The sequence below is a fragment of the Paenibacillus vandeheii genome (genome assembly GCF_030433635.1).
Taxonomy (GTDB): Bacteria; Bacillota; Bacilli; order Paenibacillales; family Paenibacillaceae; genus Paenibacillus; species Paenibacillus vandeheii.
Genome location: NZ_JAROCD010000011.1, coordinates 152,902 through 170,462, shown reverse-complemented (window position 1 = coordinate 170,462; position 17,561 = coordinate 152,902). Strand labels below are relative to the sequence as shown.

Annotated in this window: 17 protein-coding genes and 1 pseudogene; 14 read left to right on the top strand and 4 right to left on the bottom strand. The window is 36.5% G+C overall.

Annotation, left to right across the window (positions count from 1 at the left end; all coding sequences use genetic code 11):
• Window positions 1-50 precede the first annotated feature (50 nt).
• From P5G61_RS22060 to P5G61_RS22035, 6 genes are all read left to right on the top strand, one after another.
• The gene (locus P5G61_RS22060; protein WP_024630928.1) at window positions 51-434 is read left to right on the top strand and encodes a LytTR family DNA-binding domain-containing protein; all 384 of its coding nucleotides are present in this window, start codon (window positions 51-53) and stop codon (window positions 432-434) included.
• Between the two features lie 197 nt (window positions 435-631).
• Window positions 632-1,375: a LytTR family DNA-binding domain-containing protein gene (locus P5G61_RS22055; protein WP_024630927.1), complete on the top strand. Its 744-nt coding sequence runs from the start codon at window positions 632-634 to the stop codon at window positions 1,373-1,375.
• A 38-nt stretch (window positions 1,376-1,413) separates the two neighbouring features.
• On the top strand, window positions 1,414-2,154 hold the full coding sequence (locus tag P5G61_RS22050) for a LytR/AlgR family response regulator transcription factor (RefSeq protein ID WP_024630926.1): 741 nt from the start codon (window positions 1,414-1,416) through the stop codon (window positions 2,152-2,154).
• 21 nt (window positions 2,155-2,175) lie between these two features.
• Window positions 2,176-4,086 (top strand): ATP-binding protein, encoded by a 1,911-nt coding sequence (locus P5G61_RS22045; protein WP_024630925.1) that lies wholly within the window; start codon window positions 2,176-2,178, stop codon window positions 4,084-4,086.
• A gap of 369 nt (window positions 4,087-4,455) precedes the next feature.
• On the top strand, window positions 4,456-4,818 hold the full coding sequence (locus tag P5G61_RS22040; RefSeq protein ID WP_024630924.1) for a hypothetical protein: 363 nt from the start codon (window positions 4,456-4,458) through the stop codon (window positions 4,816-4,818).
• Window positions 4,819-4,929: 111 nt separating this feature from the next.
• A complete protein-coding gene (locus P5G61_RS22035; protein ID WP_024630923.1) occupies window positions 4,930-5,511 on the top strand; it encodes a sporulation initiation factor Spo0A C-terminal domain-containing protein in 582 nt (193 codons plus the stop codon).
• Between the two features lie 58 nt (window positions 5,512-5,569).
• Here P5G61_RS22035 and P5G61_RS22030 read toward each other — a convergent pair whose 3' ends face one another.
• On the bottom strand, window positions 5,570-7,765 hold the full coding sequence (locus P5G61_RS22030; protein WP_301248452.1) for an S-layer homology domain-containing protein: 2,196 nt from the start codon (window positions 7,763-7,765) through the stop codon (window positions 5,570-5,572).
• Window positions 7,766-8,061: 296 nt separating this feature from the next.
• Here P5G61_RS22030 and P5G61_RS22025 point away from each other — a divergent pair, with 296 nt between their 5' ends.
• Both P5G61_RS22025 and P5G61_RS22020 read left to right on the top strand, forming a co-directional pair.
• Complete coding sequence (locus P5G61_RS22025) at window positions 8,062-8,562, top strand: hypothetical protein (protein ID WP_024630921.1); 501 nt, start codon at window positions 8,062-8,064, stop codon at window positions 8,560-8,562.
• A 115-nt stretch (window positions 8,563-8,677) separates the two neighbouring features.
• Entirely contained in the window at window positions 8,678-8,986 is a 309-nt protein-coding gene (locus tag P5G61_RS22020) for a DUF2325 domain-containing protein (RefSeq protein WP_024630920.1), read from the top strand.
• 543 nt (window positions 8,987-9,529) lie between these two features.
• Here the strand turns inward: P5G61_RS22020 and P5G61_RS22015 are convergent.
• Together P5G61_RS22015 and P5G61_RS22010 are read right to left on the bottom strand one after the other, a co-directional pair.
• The gene (locus P5G61_RS22015) at window positions 9,530-10,102 is read right to left on the bottom strand and encodes a lysozyme (RefSeq protein ID WP_024630917.1); all 573 of its coding nucleotides are present in this window, start codon (window positions 10,100-10,102) and stop codon (window positions 9,530-9,532) included.
• Window positions 10,103-10,128: 26 nt separating this feature from the next.
• Window positions 10,129-10,263 carry a lysozyme gene (locus P5G61_RS22010; RefSeq protein WP_142245376.1) on the bottom strand — a complete coding sequence of 45 codons (135 nt, stop codon included), beginning with the start codon at window positions 10,261-10,263 and terminating at the stop codon, window positions 10,129-10,131.
• Between the two features lie 158 nt (window positions 10,264-10,421).
• Here P5G61_RS22010 and P5G61_RS22005 point away from each other — a divergent pair.
• Window positions 10,422-11,775 (top strand): annotated as a pseudogene (locus P5G61_RS22005) (IS3 family transposase).
• Window positions 11,776-11,828: 53 nt separating this feature from the next.
• On the opposite strand, the gene P5G61_RS22000 reads toward P5G61_RS22005, so the two are convergent.
• The gene (locus P5G61_RS22000; protein ID WP_024630915.1) at window positions 11,829-12,131 is read right to left on the bottom strand and encodes a hypothetical protein; all 303 of its coding nucleotides are present in this window, start codon (window positions 12,129-12,131) and stop codon (window positions 11,829-11,831) included.
• Between the two features lie 392 nt (window positions 12,132-12,523).
• Here P5G61_RS22000 and P5G61_RS21995 point away from each other — a divergent pair, with 392 nt between their 5' ends.
• From P5G61_RS21995 to P5G61_RS21975, 5 genes are all read left to right on the top strand, one after another.
• Window positions 12,524-13,198: a response regulator transcription factor gene (locus P5G61_RS21995; protein ID WP_024630914.1), complete on the top strand. Its 675-nt coding sequence runs from the start codon at window positions 12,524-12,526 to the stop codon at window positions 13,196-13,198.
• The gene (locus P5G61_RS21990; protein WP_024630913.1) at window positions 13,186-14,394 is read left to right on the top strand and encodes a HAMP domain-containing sensor histidine kinase; all 1,209 of its coding nucleotides are present in this window, start codon (window positions 13,186-13,188) and stop codon (window positions 14,392-14,394) included. The genes P5G61_RS21995 and P5G61_RS21990 overlap by 13 nt, the downstream gene beginning before the upstream one ends.
• Before the next feature lie 109 nt (window positions 14,395-14,503).
• Window positions 14,504-16,477, top strand: coding sequence for a DUF1430 domain-containing protein (locus tag P5G61_RS21985; protein WP_024630912.1), 1,974 nt, complete (start codon window positions 14,504-14,506; stop codon window positions 16,475-16,477).
• Entirely contained in the window at window positions 16,474-17,082 is a 609-nt protein-coding gene (locus P5G61_RS21980; protein ID WP_024630911.1) for an ABC transporter ATP-binding protein, read from the top strand. The genes P5G61_RS21985 and P5G61_RS21980 overlap by 4 nt, the downstream gene beginning before the upstream one ends.
• The gene (locus tag P5G61_RS21975) at window positions 17,079-17,534 is read left to right on the top strand and encodes a hypothetical protein (protein WP_024630910.1); all 456 of its coding nucleotides are present in this window, start codon (window positions 17,079-17,081) and stop codon (window positions 17,532-17,534) included. The genes P5G61_RS21980 and P5G61_RS21975 overlap by 4 nt, the downstream gene beginning before the upstream one ends.
• Window positions 17,535-17,561: the final 27 nt, after the last annotated feature.

The following is a 17,561-nucleotide window of genomic DNA, read 5'->3' as shown; positions in this document are numbered from 1 at the left end:
TTAAGCCTCTCTTAGATAATACATAATTAGGCGAATAGGAGAGTGGTGACATGTCGGACGAAGAAAGACAAATCGAGTATATAGACCGTTTACTAGTCTTCAAGCTCGATGAAAAGACCAACGAAACCATCCCCAAACTTGTTGTTCTAAACGATATTATCTTTTTCTCAACGGATGATATTGATGGTAATCGAATTTGGGCGATTACGGATAAAGACGATAAGTACCTAATACGGAGTTCATTGAAAGAATTGAGCTCTCTGCCAGGCTTTTATAAAACCGATCGATCTTATGTGGTTAACTGGAGCCAGGCAAAGGGATATGATCCAAAATGGAATCAACTCATATTTAAGACATCGGCCAAGAAAGCTAACGTTGGTGGTAGCTACTTTAAAGCCCTTAAACCTAAAATTCTGGCTTTGCCAAAACTATAAAAGCACTCCTCATAAGGAGTGCTTTTTTTCATATCATTATGAGCAGAGTGAATAAACCTGTCGCATTATACAATATATTAACCTAGAAGTAAAGATAAGTTTACAGCTGTAAAGTGGCATGGTAGAACACTTCTTGCGGTGTTAGACTAAGTACATAGTTTTATACATTGTGTACATGGATTAGGGAGGTAGTTGTTTTGTCGTTGTTAGCATTAGTTTACGATCCAGATCAGAATGGGCAACTCACTAATATCCGTATGGAAGACACCTTATATATAGAATCAGTAAATCGCACGATCACATTTCATCATATAAACGGAAAGGCATATAAATCACCACAACGCCTTGAAGATTTTGATAAAAGTACTCTTTTGAAATATATGAAGCTTGTTCGCCTGGATCATCGTAATTTTATTAAAGTGTCGGCGATTCAACACTTTGTTAAAGAAACAGGGATCGTATATTTCGATGATGACCCCAATGATAGTAGTCTGATAGGTCATGTCGCTGAACGCAATCGTGAGTTCTTAGATTTAACGCTGCAAACAAAAGACGAACCATTAGAGTTATTTGCACTTGTTATCGATGATATCCAAAATGAATTAATTAACATCAATATCGATGACTGCCTACTCATTGAGACAGTAAATCGCACAATCACATTTCATCATAAAAACGGGACTACCTATCAGGCTCCACAAAAAATGAAAGACTTCTCCAATAGCCGGTTCTTAAAGAAGAATCGTATGCTTCGATTAGACCACCGGAATTATATTCAACTAACATACATCCGGGTTTTTGATATAAAAAATGGACTTGTCTACTTTGAGGAGAAACCAAAACCATGGAGTAAAAAAGCCCATGTGGCGGGTAAGAACCGAGCTTTTCTTGAAATGCAGTTACAGATGTCTGATGAGGATCTATTAATCGTTAATCGATAAAATCAACTAATTATACCTAGGTTTGGAGTGAGGGATAAATGGATAAGAAGATTCGAGTATTAATAGCAGAGGACATACCACAACAGTCGGATATATTAATACATCATTTAGAGTCGATGGGGAATGTTGAAGTTAAAGGGGTTGCCAGGGATAGTCAAGAGCTACTGAATGTAGCTATTGAGTTGAAGGATGAGTTGGATGCGTTAATCCTTGATATTGAGTTAGGCGACGGACGATCCGGTTTGGATACCTACATACGTCTACCTTATCGTGGCGTAGAGTTACCGGCCATATTAGTTACTGGTGCCAACCCAGAGGCTCCGGAAACGTATGATGTGGGAATTATTGATGTTGTTGGTAAACCTTACACTTTTGAACGTATTCAAAAGGCTGTGGAAAAGCTAGTAGAGCACCTACAGTACAAACAGTACATTCAAGACGGAGGAATCATGGTCCCTATATATGATGCATTAAAGATCGTGCAGATACCGTTGTCTGAGGTTCTATGTATCCAAGCTAGTAAAGAACATAAGCATCAGCTCGTACAGACCCTTTTAGAAGAATATCACTCACATATTTCCTTAAAAGTGTATCTCAACTTTCTATTGCCGCATCATTATCATCGGGTTGATCGCTCTACTTTAGTTAATCTCCGGGCGGTTAAAGAAATTCACCAGAATTCTATTGTGTTTAAAGGAAGCACTTTTGAATTACAGCGCCCTGATGTGAAGAATGATAAAAATTTACTTACCGCTTGGTCTCATGCTCAAGTAAGATAAGTTATCGGATGTGATATTGCAATGATACCTGGATTAACAGCTCGTAAGAAACTAGACAAGCAAGTCATGTTACCCATTTTAGTTATTATTATCGTGATCTTTGTTTTCAATGTGATATCCGCAATCGCTTTTCTGAACAGCTCTGTAAATAAACATGTAAAGGATACATTAGACTGGATTGCTACTGTCAGCGGATTAGCTACAAATATTAATGCTTCTACGAATAAGTCGTTGGAAAATGAGTTGAACGATCAACTCAGTTCAAAGTCTTCTAAACTAGTAGAGGATCTTGCTCGTGAGGGGAACGCTTTAAATAATGGAAAACTGACGAAAATGGTCTACAACTATTCCTTAAATGGTGCCTACGTTGTACGCCCGGTTGATCAAAAACCATCTGTAGTGCATGCTGTTAACCCTAAGATATGGGATGAACTGGTCGATATAGACCCAAGAATAAATAGCGTGGGGTTCTACGAAAGCGTATTAAATCGAGATCTAACCAATTTAGAAGGATCATTTGTAGATAACGTCTGGGTTAGTCCATACATGCTTATGCCCGATGGAGAGTACCTTAAACTCACAGTTGAACATGTTTCTTTACGAAATGAATTTGTCTTGACTGTTGATGCCGGCATTGTTACAGCACAGGCGGTTAATCTGGTGAACTCCAATAAAATGATAGAGAGTATTCTTGGCAGCAGCCCAAGCATTGAAGAGGCCGCAGTGATAGACATCCATGAATATTTAAACCGAGAAACGCTTTTTGAAACAGATAACAATGAAATTCATCCAACAGTTTACGGAAAGTATACTTATGCAGATAAGACGGATGAAGATTATCTTATAGCACTACTCAAATACAATAAAAGTATTACCGTTCCCTTCAGTAAAAATGGGGATGAATGGACGAAGGCATTTCTCCCTATCAATAACGATCAAGCAGCCATTGTTGTCTTTAATGCGGATAGTAAGCAGGCTTTATCTAGGATTGTAACCTGGTTATCCATTATATCGAATTTATTAGCAATCGTTGCCATTGGTTTTAGTGTTTTTATTGTTGTGCAGAAAAGACTAAAACCAATCAAAAAGCTGGAGTCGCATTTGAAAAAGGTAGCTGCAGGGGACTTCTCTGGAACGGTACAAATCAACGAGAAGAATGAACTCGATTCCCTTGGTGAAATCATAAACGATATGACCAGCAGTATGGCTAAGATGATCGACAAACTAAACCAAACGGCTGCTGAAGATGTAAGATCGACTGAGCAAGTTTTTATAGAGAATATGGAGTCATTAATGATTTCAATGGATTCCTCACGACATGATATGCGTAATCACGTAAATGTTTTGCATGGGCTAATTCAATCTAAACACTTCCAGGAAGCACAAGATTATATGGAGGAGATCTATAAGGATTTAAAAGAAATTGATTTAACCATCAAAACCAAAAATCCGTATGTAGGTCAGCTTATTCGGAGTAAAGTAAAAGTAGCAGAGTCCAGAAAAATTGACTTTGATGCAGAAATAGATTATGAGACATTCGAAGAGGTTAAGAAAATAGATCTTAGCAGATTGATCTCTAATCTTATTGATAATGCTTTCGATGCAGTGCAGTTACGGGGAAGTGATCGGAAGGTGTTTTTCTCCTTACGCAAAAAATATGATTCATATATTGAAATCATTGTCATTAACAATGGTCCGGAAATTGAAGAGGACGTAAAGGCCAAATTATTCGAACGAGGCTTCTCTACCAAACCTATTGATGTAACTAACACAAATGGTGATAATTCTACAACAAGTGAAAGAGGCTTTGGATTGGCGATTGTTCAGGAGATTGTAAAACAATACAACGGAGAACACAAAGTGGAATCTAATGAACAAGCCACTTCTTTCTTCATAATGCTAGATGTTAGAAAATCAACGAAAGACAGCTAATGAACTGCGTAATTGCGAAACAATGGTATTTAAGGACCTGCCCAAGAGGAAGGTCCTTTTTCTCTACTTGTTTTTACTCTAATGCAATTCGAAGAAGAATATAATAATTGGCAATCATGTATGACATAAGGATTATATGAGATATTTGCTTACGATTTTTATGAGCGTTCATCGTGACCAAGATGTTTTTATCCTGATGAATAGTTATTTATCCGGACGAAAACCTGTACATTACTCTCTTTGAATTTGGTAAAATAGTCCTTGTAGAGATGACATGAAGCGTGCTTTATCGTCATTTAAATTATTCGACAAGATACTTAGGTACTATATATATTGTATGAATGTAATTGATCATGGAGGGAACGGGAAATGAATTTAACAATCAATGAGAAAGTAAGAGCACTGACCAATCAATATCAAACGGACGACCTATATAGTATTGCTTATGGTGAAGGAATCACGATTAATCCAGATCCCATCGATCTTCCAAAAGGAATCGTTTTGGGAATGGCGGCTGTATGCAACGGATACCGAAGTATTTACTTACAGGAAAGCCTAAACGAAGTTGAAAAGCAACAAGCCATTGCACGGGCCCTGGGAATGCATTTGTTGTATTTGCGTGATATGAAACCGACAGTGATTGCTGTAATGCAAAATGCGACTGATGAGCAGCAGGAGAATATCATCTCCTTTGCGGATTCTTTGTTACAACAAATGAGAAATATCGCTTAACTGCATAAGAAGTATCTCAGGATCCGTGCTCAGTATGAGCGCGGATTTTTCTTTCTCCAGTGTGAGCATATCCAGCTCCAACTAAAATACTGCACGAATAGGGGAATGAACATGACGATAGCCAAATACTTCTATGTATGGGTTGATGAAACCCAATCCATTCAAAAGTTAATTGTGGAAATGGAGGAATTGGAACATACAACATATCAAGATCTGCAGATGCTTGGCTCGATTATATCAAAGAATGATGAATTTGCCGGTCTACCGGAAAATAAACTACAGATATTTAAGATATGCGGAGATGGAAGGATGATCGAAATTACGAAGGATATTCGTGATGATTCGGCTGCATTACATAGAGAAGCAGCAATGACGACATTACATAAGCTCGGTTTAACATCACGTTATCAAGGACATAAATTCTTAGTAGAGGCAATGTCGGTTCTTTATTATAAACGAAACATAAGTAGTACCTTGCTTTACAAATTAATTGCTGAACAGCAGAATACAAGTCCAGCTAATGTTGAACGTTCCATAAGGCACTCTATTATTACTACATGGGGGAAGATAAAAGGCAGAGAGAGTTACTTTCAGTCTGTATTTCCTGGATATGAGCGTAAACCTACTAATCGAGAATTCATTATTAGCCTAAACAACTACATCCGATCAGGAGCAGTGAGTGAGAAGGTTTAAAAATATATAATTAAGGCCACCCTAGGTCAAGTGTTGACGTAGGGTGGCCATTCATTTATTACAATGCATCAAGCAATCGAGTAATGATTACAGCTGTTTCTGCTCTGGTCACTGTTTGTTTTGGACGCAAAGTTCCATCTTTATAACCAGACATGATGCCCGAGGAGACAGCAATTGCCAATCCTTCTTTAGCCCAAGTAGAGCTGCTGAGCTCATCTTTAAACTTGGTAAGATCAGCTGGTTTTCCTACTTTACCTGCTTTAACCAGTATATCGGCAACCATACTTGCTACTTGTTCACGTGACATTCCTTCACTTGGTTTAATAGTGTTATCAGAGTATCCCTTGATAAGGCCTATCTGTAGAGCAATTGAGAGCTCGTTTATGTACCAGGCACTAGAGTGAACGTCAGTGAAAGTTGTTTTGTAACTCTCAGTATTTTCAAGCTTCAGAGCACGAACCAGTAGAGATATAAACTCAGCTCGAGTCACTTTTTGATTTGGTTTAAACGATCCATCTTTATACCCTTTAATAGTTCCATCAGATACTAATCTATTAATAGACACATTTGCAAAGTGGTCTCTAGAAAGGTCTTTGAATTGCATGGGTAAAGGTTCGATTAGTGTAGGCTGCTGATTCGTTTCTGTTTCTGTTTCAGTTGAAGTCGAGCTCGTATCAGGTGGAGTTATGGTTGTTGGTGTTGTTACACCAGTTCCTGATGGAGAAGCATTAGAACCGCTAGATGATCCACCGGCACCACCCCCATTGGAACCAGAGTCAGGTGTTGGTTCAGGTATAATTACAACCTCAACAGGGGCTGTCACCACTTTTAATTTAGCGGGTTCACTACGACTCCCTCCTTTGTAAGCATACACATAGTAATCGTACTCCGTGTTTGCTATTAGACCTGTATCTATGGCTTCCAGATCATGACCATAGTAAACCAACTTTGCGTTTTTTGGGATGATATCTGAATGGTCACCACCACTGTAAACACCGTAATTTGTTGCTCCATCAACTTCTGTCCAGCTTAAACTTACAGACGAGTAAGTTTTCCCTGTTACTTTAAGAGAGGGGATAGGAATAGGGATTTCATCCATCAGTTTTGTTATAGCCACTATATTCGAACGTGGCCCTTCAATGTCGCCTTGTATAGCCGATACTTCATAACCATAAGTCCAATTTGATCGAAGTCCCCAGTCATGGAACGAAGGGGAGGTAACTGTTTTTACATAATCCGTATCTCTATATACTTTATAACCAGATGCTCCTTCCACAGCATCCCAAGATAAATCTACGCCAACTTGATCATTCGCCTGCCACTGCAAATTAGTAGGTAAGGGAATTAATGCACCTTCAGTTGTAGCTACTACTCGACTCACTGTACTGGTTAGATCTCCACGTTTAGCCTCTACAGCGATTGTGTAAGTTGTACCTTTGCGCAGATTTGTAAAAATGTATTCATGATCTGAAATTACTTGACTTTCAAAATAATTTGCGGCAGATCCAGTAAGGTATAGTTTGTAAGAAGTGGCATATGGCACTTGGTCCCAACTTACCTTGATCGAGTTTTCACCAATTACAGTCGCTATAGTATTAGCAGGTTGTTCAATTCGTTCAAGTGTCGTCGTTAATTGGACCGTAGCAGGCTCACTCTCCAAGACACCATTTAAAGCTACCACACTATAAGTATAAGTTTTATCTGGTTCGATTCCCGCTTCATGCCAAATCAGCTTTTCATCAGGAAGCTTAGTTCCTACGTAAAAACCGTCTCTGAAAATATTATATCCTGTTGCCCCAGGGATGGGTTCCCAACTAAATCTATTTGGATTAGATTCGGGATCAAGTGTATTAATTGTAGGTTTAGCTAAAGGAGCAAATGTTACCTCTAAAGTGGCAGCTGCACCTAATTCTACTCCGTTAGTGGCGTAGACTTGGTAAGTGTACGTATTACCCAGAGTCAGCCCTGTGTCTTCAAATGAAGGGGTCTCTTGACCAGAGTTTTGAATCGTCTGAATAACTTCACCATCTCTAGTTACTTTATACTCCGGTGCATCAAGATAACTCCAGGATAAGAGCAAACTTGATTCCGAGGTAATTTCAGACTTAAACTGAGTTGGAGCATCGTATGTATTACCTGTAGTCACAAAATTAAGGATCTGTGCGTCAGCTGAGGCTACCGGTAGTTTCATTACCTCAGTCGACCCAACAGCAAGCAAGGATGTTGCTAATATTGTAGCAGATACCTTCTTCAACTTCCCCAATCTAATCTTCCTCTCGCGTTCATATTTCTACTAGATGTGTTCTCTACTGTTTTGGCAGCTCATTTGTTAAAACAAACCATGGTTGAGGAGCTATTGGCCTCTGTTTTATTGAAATACATAAGGTAATATATCACAATATTTAGGATAAAGGTAACAATTTGAAATTGGAATATAGGAAAAAATACTCACATAATTTATTTAGATTGTGATAAGGAATAGACGTGAGGGAAAAGAAGTGATAACTTAATGTATAACATGATTTACATTTTATAAGGGGTTGTTGTACAGTGGATAAGCTCGTGAAACTCGTTATTCAAAAGGGGATCTCCCTTCAAAGCCGATTTTCATACCAGGTCAAGGACCAGTTAGTTGAATACAGTATCTCAGATATCTTGTTTGATTATAAAAAAGCTGCAACCCTACAGGAGTATAAAAGTACATTGTCACATATGAAAAGTGGGGTGTCTAAAGAGTTAGCACTTGGACTCTTAGAAGGGATAGGCCAGCGTAATGCAATCATTAAAGTTCTTGGTATTGAGAAATACAGCCGACTTGAGTATACGACGATGACTATGGGCCTAAGTGATCAACCGATATCATTTAAAGTTATTCACCCAAAACCAGCCATATGGTGGATTCAAAAAAAGGGGGACAAATGTTTTCTCTATCCGGAGGGTGAGATTGATCCAGAAGCGATGACTGTACAGGAGTTTTTCAAAAAGTTATGCGCTAACTTTGACCCCGATGACATTGAGATCGACTTTGTCGATTCAGCCACAGAATCCTGATACTAAAAACCGACCCTATCTGAGGGTCGGTTTTTTAACGTTAGATTGTTGAACTTGTCATTGTTCTCTTCCAGGTTATGATTTGACATATCTAAAAAAATGGAGGTTTTCGAATATGAAACTGGCTATTATCGGCGGTACTCAGACAGAAACATTTAAACAGATTGGAAAAAAATATGGGCTTGATGTGAATCATCACCACGGTCTCTGTAAGCGAAAGGTTGAGAAGCAACTCGAGCCTCTAATCCGGAAGAGTGATGTAATTATCATTTTGAAGGGGGCACTGCAACATGTGTCTATGTGGAAGGCAAAAGATCTAGCAAAAGAGTACAACAAACTATTGGGGTTTCATGATGGTAGAGGCGCTACCGGAGCTATTGAAGAAGCCCTGTGTCTGTTAGGTACAGTAAGAGGAAATCAATAAAACCTTTCCAAAATGTAAATCATGGTGTACAATTATGTGCGTTGTGGATTACACCATTTGTTCTTATGAAAGAGGCGTTTATTTTGATGAATCTTGAGGTCAGCGAAGGAATGATTGAAATCTGGATAAAACAAGGCAATTTGCTTTGTATACGTCCTCTGGGGAGTAGCCAACCATTCTACGGAAATATTATCTCTAATGTTGATCAAAGATTAATTCTTTATAACCAGGATCGGAGAACAGTTCAGAACTACGATCTTCAAGAAGTAGAAATTAAACCATGTTCACCAACGTACTTAGTTTGAAACAACAGGAGCGTACTATTAATGAGAGGGGTCCTACCAACAAAAAGCGTAAAACATACGCTAAGCAAATGCCCAAGAACCAAATTACCAAACAACTTCAAACAACTATATAAAGAATGGAAATCCAACCTTTATAGGGACATTCTTAAAATACCAAAAACTACTTTTTATAAATTAGTAAAGGAGTACGAAGCGAAGAAAAAAGTATAAAAAGAACTGTCTTAAAGGACAGCTCTTTTTATACTTTGCTACAATATTTAGACTTAATATAAGCCCGTTCTCCTTCGTATATGATTTCATACCAACCAGTAACAGAGCCAGCTATATCGAACTGATCTCCTTTATTCGCTTTCCCTAATTGTTTAGATGTATCAGAAGTTTTCTCATAAATGTAAGTGTAGTTTTTCACTCCGTCTACAATAATCTGACCAACACTCTTGATTTTTGATGTAGTTTTTCCTGTTTCCGATTGCCCCTTATTAGCACTTACATTTAATCCATCCATTTTAAACAAGTTGGCTTCTTTTAGTCTTCGGTTAATTAATCCTCTAAGCACGATACCCTTTGACTTATTCCATAAAGGAAGCTCTTGATAAGCTTTTTCGTAATCCCCTTTATTAAGGTATTTTAAGAGAGCAGACTTGGAAAAATTATCAGCTCCCACATTAAAAGTGAAGGATACGAGGGCTTCATACATAGATTGTGTAATGCTTTGCTTCACATAAGAGTTAACTTCCCTTTCAAATTCAACAAGATCCGCCAATAGTAATTTTTCGGCTTTCTCTTTTGTAACTGTTTGTCCAACCTTCACATTCCTGGTATGACCATAGCCAATAGTTAATGTCCTTTGACTTGATTTTCTTTAGTAATTGTCACCTTCGGTTGTAGATCATCGTATGCTTTGGAAGAAAATCCTTCAAAACTTTTAATGAGTTCAATGCCTGATTGTGAGATTTTCATATTTCCCCTCATATTTCCCCCTCCTTTTTTTAAAATCGTATATACTGCTTAGATTCCTATAAGTGGAGATGCTTGTGAGATATAAACCACCTATAAACAAAAAAAAAGCCCCCATTTTGAAACTGCCCCGTGAATGTTAGACACCAAACTAACATTTGCGGGGTGTTTTTATGTACAAATTTACATTCGAAAAGAAATTAGAAATTGTTCAAAGATATTTAAATAATGAGGGAGGTTATAAGTCCCTCGGTAAAATATATGGAATTTTCGCATAATCTCATTAAAAAATGGGTTCTACAGTATCATTATAATGGTGAGGAAGGGCTTATTAAAAGCTATACAAACTATACAGTTCAGTTTAAACTAGACGTACTTAATTATATGAACGAACAAGGGACGTCTCTGTATGAAACAGCAGCCATTTTCAATATTTCAGCACCTAGTACTATTTTGGATTGGAAGCTGAAACTTGAAACGGAAGGATTAGATGCCCTTAAATCGAAGAAAAAGGGGCGTCCATCCATGAAAAAAGAGACAAAGAAATCTATTCAACCAGTAGAGGGATCATTAGAGGCCTTACAGGCAGAAAACGAACGATTACGAATGGAGAATGCCTACTTAAAAAAGTTCAATGCTTTAGTTCAAATGCAGGAAAAATTACAAACAAAATCAAAGCGCAAGTAATTTTCGAACTAAAGGATGAGTATGAGGTAGTGGATTTAGTTGAAGTCGCTGACATTCCACGCAGCACGTATTATTATTGGGAAAAACGGGTAAATCAACCTGAAAAATATGAGAAATTAAAAGAAGCTATCAACGAGATCTATCATGAATATAAAGGTCGTTATGGGTATCGTCGTATCACGAAAGAGCTAAAAAAAAGAGGGTTTCAACACGATCCCAAAACCATCAATCGGTTAATGAATGAAATCGGTTTAAAATGCTTGGTACGCATGAAGAAGTACCGTTCTTATAAAGGAAATGTAGGCAAAATCGCTCCGAACGTTTTAAATCGCGATTTCTCTGCCGAGAAAATGAATCAAAAATGGGTAACTAATGTTACAGAATTCCACCTATTTGGTGAGAAACGTTACCTCTCTCCAGTACTGGATTTGTGTAATGGCGAAATAATAGCGTATACCGTCATGAAACGTCCGGTTTACAAATTGGTGGGCGATATGTTAGACCAAGCGATTGAACATCTTCATCCAGGAGACCAAGTAACTCTGCATTCAGATCAAGGTTGGCATTATCAAATGAAACAGTATCAAAAAACATTAGAATAGCATCAAATTACACAGAGCATGTCTCGAAAGGATAACTGTTTGGATAACGCAGTTATGGAAAATTTCTTTGGCTTATTAAAGTCTGAACTCCTTTATCTACAGGAATTTGACAGTATTGAACACTTTTGAACGGGAATTAGCGGACTATATTTACTATTACAATCACAAACGAATGAAGGCAAAATTAAAAGACCTGAGTCCGGTAGAGTACCGAACTCAAGTCTTAAAAGTTGCATAAATAATATTTGTCTAACTTTAATGGGTTAGATCATTTGGGGACTTTCTTTTTGTTTAAGGTTCTGATATTCCGTTAGCTAAAGCCAATAAGAAAATCCATATTGATAGTAGGATAAAGAAAACCGTATTAGAAAGAATACTAAATACCATTAAAGGTTTATCTTTCGTTTTAATTCCTAATATCATTGATACTATAAATCCTATATCGATTATTAAATATAGAATGATCCACACCCACAAATTCGAATTAGGGAATTGCCTTCCCACCATTAATATTACAATCGATGCAACTACCAATAGCACAGTGAGAAGAATTGGATTAATACCTTTTCTGGTTCCTTGTGTTTGTTCACTCATATGTATTCACCTCTCTGTTATCTTAACAAAATATTGCTCTCGCCTCACAAAAAATCTAAAACAAATTAGATAAATAGTCAAAGAAAAACACAAAAAAACCCACCTACGATTAGGTGGGAAAAAATTTCAGTTTGCTTATATGAGCGATTTTGGTGGTGTTATTAGCAGCCTTATGCGATTCCTTTTGCAACAAATACCGCAATAAGAACGCCTGAACCAGAAGGTCTCAAATGTATTATCGTTGTTAAACCATCCACTTTTAACCATAAATAGTTTAGCGTTGTAAATCCGCAATTTCGGGACTGAACCCCTTTGTATAATTTCTTAGAATTTTTGATAAAAAATAGATAATTAATTGATAAAATTGGTCCATAGGATTGGAGGATAAAAAGTTGAAAAATACAATTTTAATCGTTGATGATGAACCAGATGTAGTCGATTTGCTAAAAGACTATTTTGATATAAATGATTATTTGACGCTAACAGCAAAAAACGGAACTGAAGCTATCAAACAAGCAGAAAAACAGCCAGAGTTGATATTACTTGACATTAATATGCCTGACTTTGATGGACTTGAAGTCTGCAAAAGAATCAGGGAATTTGTTTCTTGTCCAATACTGTTTTTGACAGCAAAAGCAGAGGATACTGACAAAATAAACGGCTTTGCTGTTGGTGGTGATGATTATATTGTGAAACCTTTCAGCATAGTTGAGCTAGGAGCACGGGTCGCAGCACATATAAGACGGGATCAGCGTCAAGTGAATAAAGATAAAGCAAAATTTGAAGATAGGCTTGTTATCAACTTTACAACAAAGGAAGTTCACTTTCAGGGTGAAAAAGTTACGCTAACCAAAAAGGAATTTGAAATTATTGAATTCCTTTCATTGAACAGCGGTCAGGTTTTTGATAAAGAACGAATTTATGAGAGTCTTTGGGGATGGGATAGTGAGGGGGATAGTTCTGTAATTGCAGAGCATATTCGAAGGATTCGAGCAAAGCTCTCTGCTGTTGGTTCTAAGCCCTATATCGAAACAGTATGGGGAGTGGGATATAAATGGGTAAGATAAAAAAAGCATTTCAGAATATGCCGATTTCTTTCAGTTTTATGATATTTATGCTTGGGTTTGGATTAATTGCTACCCTGCTGTCTGTTAAAACCTTGGAGTACACAGGAGGACTAGCTCTGGATCTTCAATGGTCATATTTACGTTCAGGAGTAGTACCTTATACTTCTGAGATAGATGAGTCCGGTGAAGTTATTAAAACTTATGACACAACAAATGTGACAGAATATTTTACACCCACAGATAAGCTTTTGTATATCATATATCAGGGACTTCCCTTTGTCTTAATCCCCATATTTGCTATTTGCTCTCTGGTTGGTGTTCCGTTGCTTTTCTATAAATTAAAGTTGAAAAAGCCAATGGAATTAATGATTTCTGGGGCTGAAAAAATATCAAACAATGATTTAGATTTTGAAATCGAGTATGATACTAAAGATGAAATGGGGAAGCTTTGCAACGCCTTTGAAAAAATGCGTTCCTCTTTGGATAAAAATAATCGTATCATGTGGAGAGCAATGGAAGAGCGAAAAAAACTGAATGCAGCCTTTTCTCATGATTTAAGAACACCTTTGACGGTCCTCCGTGGCTATACAGATTTTCTTATAAAATATCTTCCGGAGGATAAAATTTCAAAAGATAAAGTTCTTTCAACTATTACGACAATGAACAACCATATTCAACGGCTTGAATGCCACGTAACTAGTATGAATTCTATACAAAGATTAGAAGAAATCGAAGTTGTCCCCTACCCTATATCTTTTGATCATTTTAGTAGTCAACTGCAAGAAACTGCTAATATTTTGGGGAAAGACCAAAATATAGTGTTTGAGTCAAAAAGCAGTTGTTCAAATATAAATGTCGATATAAATTTGGTTACACAAGCCTTTGAAAACCTGCTTTCGAATGCAATTCGATATACAAAACAAAGGATTTCAATATCATGTGAGGCAGCTGATGAAATGCTTACAATTATAGTTGCCGATGATGGTGTTGGTTTTTCGCAAGAAGCTCTTCAAAGTGCAACTAAACCATTTTTTCGCGATAAAAAAGAACCCGACAAAGTGCATGTTGGATTGGGACTTAATATCTGTAAAGTTATTTGCGAAAAGCACGGAGGACAACTTGTTATAAATAATACATCAAATGGCGGTGCAGAAGTTTCTGCAACCTTTAAGTTGATAGACCACGCCGAAAAGTAGATAAAAAGTTGAATATTACACTTTATACTCTTCTTGTAATGACGAAAGATATTTCGTTTGAAACGAGGGGAGTTTTTATTTATGTCTACTTTATAAGGGGGGATACTCATTGAAGAACATTAAATTTATCGTTAGTTTTATTGTGATTATGATGGGACTGCTCATCATAGGAGAAAGCCATCAGCTTTATTTAAATAATTTTAATGCTGTGTTTTCTAATACAACCATGTATCTGCAAGAGAACACCACTGCTGATGAGATGTTTCAGGATATTCTAGATTCCGCAGAGCGTAATGACGTTGAGGTATTTGCACTCACTTCAAGTGTTAACAGCACATTACTTAAAGAGATCAATATTTATGGGAGTAAAGGTGTTGAAAAGTACATTAATGACTATCTAAAAATATTTGAAAAGGAATATAAAAGTCTTTTGTTGGGTACAACACAGGTGCATTTCTTTGATTTTAAAGATATTCCTAATATCGCAAATGTAAATGATTATAATGTCATTGGCAGCAAGGATAATGTTAAACAATTCAAAATAGATTTGATTGACAAGTATGCTGGAAATCATCCCAACGAAGGATATCCTGACAATGAGTCCTCGAAGAATACTTTCTTTATCTGGTTGCTCATCGATACCGTGATTCTTTTTCTGTCTTTTTATGATGTGATATTACAGAAAAAAGAAAACTTTATACGAGTATCATTAGGCGAACGAATCAGCAAAATCATTTGGAAAAACATTGTATTAGATACCGTTGTCTTTGGAGTTGTGTTTCTTATATCACTGTTGCTAATGTCCCATAATAGCAATGTATTTTTTCAGTTTTCGATTTCCTTAGCTATGTTTTTTGTATTGCTGGTTATAAACGCAGCCTTTTATTTTAATCTCTATTTCTATGATTTGAAAGAAGTTTTCTCCAATGTTAAAGTCCCGAAAAAGCTATTGGCTTTGAATTATGGGATGAAACTTATAACAGTCATTCTCACAGTCTTTATTATTTCCAGCAATATTGCAGCTATCTTTGAAGGATATACATTTCATAAACAACGGGCATTTTTCGAAGAACATTCTGGCTACTTTTACACTAATTTAGGCTATAAGCCCACTATGAATAGCGATAGTACCGATGATAGTAATGTTGAAAAGGATTCGGTAATGTATGAAACCTTTTACAGAAGGTTTTTTGAAAGATTTGATGCCACCACATTAGTGAATATCACTCAGTCACAAGAGGATGATACAATTTTAGCGAATAAAAATGCATTTGATTATTTGTTAGGTCAAATTGAAGAGCTTAAAGGTGCAGATTTGAAAAAGGATATCTACTTTATTCTTCCTAAAGATTTGTCTAAGGATAAAGATCTTATTGACCGGTTAAACCATCGGGTGAAGGTATATGAAGGGGATTTTTACCAGTATGACTTTGGCGTTATCTATTATGAGGATAATGTTGAGATCATTACTATTGATGAATTTTTCCTAAACGGCAGTGATCTTATTAAAAACCCGATTATTATCTATAACAATACAGTTGCGAATATTGCAAACTATCCAATAAATGAGAAGGATTTTAAGTCAACCTATCACCATGACATTATGTATAAAATATCTCAGAATGAGTTTGATTCATTTATTGAAGAGTATGGTCTGACGGATCAATTTCGTAGTATAACCAATGTACTGGAAAAATACGAATACCAATGGGATATTGTGAAAAGGGTTTTGTATATGAATGTGATTCTTAGTGTATTAGTGCTTATACTTGAACTGATTATTATCCATTCCATAATCCGATTGGAATACGAAGTCAATGCCATTGAACTATCCATTAAAAAGATCTTGGGGTACAGCATCATGGAAAAAAATAAGAAGATCCTTTTGATGACTATTACCAGCACTGTAATCAGTATTGTTGTAGCAGTTGCCATTGGTATTATAACAAATGTGGAGGAAGTTTACTATGTAGCTGTTGGAGGCTTGTTTATCTTAATACTAGAAGCGTCCGTAATATTGGCTTATATACGTAAAATAGAAGAATCAAATATACAGAAGATATTAAAAGGAGGTAGCTTATGATAAAAATTAAAAATTTATCAAAAGCTTTTGAGGACAAAGTTCTTTTTACCAATCTAAATCTAGACATTAAAGATGGTGAGTTTGTCATCTTTTCGGGTCCCAGTGGCTGCGGAAAAACAACCCTCCTTAATATGATTGGAGCCATTGAAAAAATTGATAGCGGTGAAATTTTGGTGGATGGTTTAGATATCAGTAAGAGGAAGAACCAGGTACAGTATTTCAGGAATAAGATCGGATTTCTCTTTCAAAACTTTGCCCTTGTTGATAATAGAACTGTCGCGGAGAACTTAAATATGGTTCGGAAAGACTCAAAGAACGATATAACAATAGAGGCAGTTTTAGAGATAGTTGGACTAAAAGATAAGGTGAATAAAAAGGTTTACACTCTATCAGGAGGAGAACAGCAGAGAGTTGCATTAGCTCGCCTTGTGCTTAAAAAAAGTGATGTCATTTTGGCAGATGAACCAACTGGTTCTCTCGATAAGAAAAATGCAGAGACTGTACTCGACATTTTAAAACATCTCAATAAACAAGGTAAAACGGTTATACTCGTTACACACGATGAAGACATTAAAAAACAAGGAAACAGGGTGGTAAATCTATGAAACTAATGAAATTAAATAGGAAAAATATTCTCATAATTATTGTATCAATATTTGCCCTTTGGAATTTGAGTTGGTTTTTAATCACTTCTATCAAATATCATAAGTTTGTAGAAGTTGTTCCTAAAAATGAATTTGGTGTACATTTACTAAAAAAAGATGATGGCTACATCTATAGTATAAAAAAACCAGGTTATTTAAGTTTTACTGGAAATTTGGCAATTTCTAATGATGATGACCAAGAATCTTTAATTATATGGCCATTAATAACTGGTGGATATGAGTATGGTTTCAGCATACAGAAGGATCGAGAAACCTATGAGTTCTACGTTGATGATGATGATAATATGAAACCGATAGATGAAAATGACCCAGCTGCAATCGAAAAGATGGAAGAATATAAGCTTGAATTGGAAGAGTTACTTTCTAAAGCAAAAGAAATGTGGCAGTTATAATAATTGGCGCTTAAATCGGTTAGGAAG

Bases quoted from the DNA above. Each gene is read 5' to 3' on its own strand.
- P5G61_RS22050 (WP_024630926.1), top strand. From the start codon at position 1,414: ATGGATAAGAAGATTCGAGTATTAATAGCAGAGGACATACCACAACAG.
- P5G61_RS22000 (WP_024630915.1), bottom strand. From the start codon at position 12,131: ATGAGTGAACAAACACAAGGAACCAGAAAAGGTATTAATCCAATTCTT.
- P5G61_RS22020 (WP_024630920.1), top strand. From the start codon at position 8,678: ATGAAACTGGCTATTATCGGCGGTACTCAGACAGAAACATTTAAACAG.
- P5G61_RS22010 (WP_142245376.1), bottom strand. From the start codon at position 10,263: ATGAGGGGAAATATGAAAATCTCACAATCAGGCATTGAACTCATTAAA.
- P5G61_RS21990 (WP_024630913.1), top strand. From the start codon at position 13,186: ATGGGTAAGATAAAAAAAGCATTTCAGAATATGCCGATTTCTTTCAGT.
- P5G61_RS21975 (WP_024630910.1), top strand. From the start codon at position 17,079: ATGAAACTAATGAAATTAAATAGGAAAAATATTCTCATAATTATTGTA.
- P5G61_RS22035 (WP_024630923.1), top strand. From the start codon at position 4,930: ATGACGATAGCCAAATACTTCTATGTATGGGTTGATGAAACCCAATCC.
- P5G61_RS22045 (WP_024630925.1), top strand. From the start codon at position 2,176: ATGATACCTGGATTAACAGCTCGTAAGAAACTAGACAAGCAAGTCATG.
- P5G61_RS22040 (WP_024630924.1), top strand. From the start codon at position 4,456: ATGAATTTAACAATCAATGAGAAAGTAAGAGCACTGACCAATCAATAT.
- P5G61_RS21980 (WP_024630911.1), top strand. From the start codon at position 16,474: ATGATAAAAATTAAAAATTTATCAAAAGCTTTTGAGGACAAAGTTCTT.
- P5G61_RS22060 (WP_024630928.1), top strand. From the start codon at position 51: ATGTCGGACGAAGAAAGACAAATCGAGTATATAGACCGTTTACTAGTC.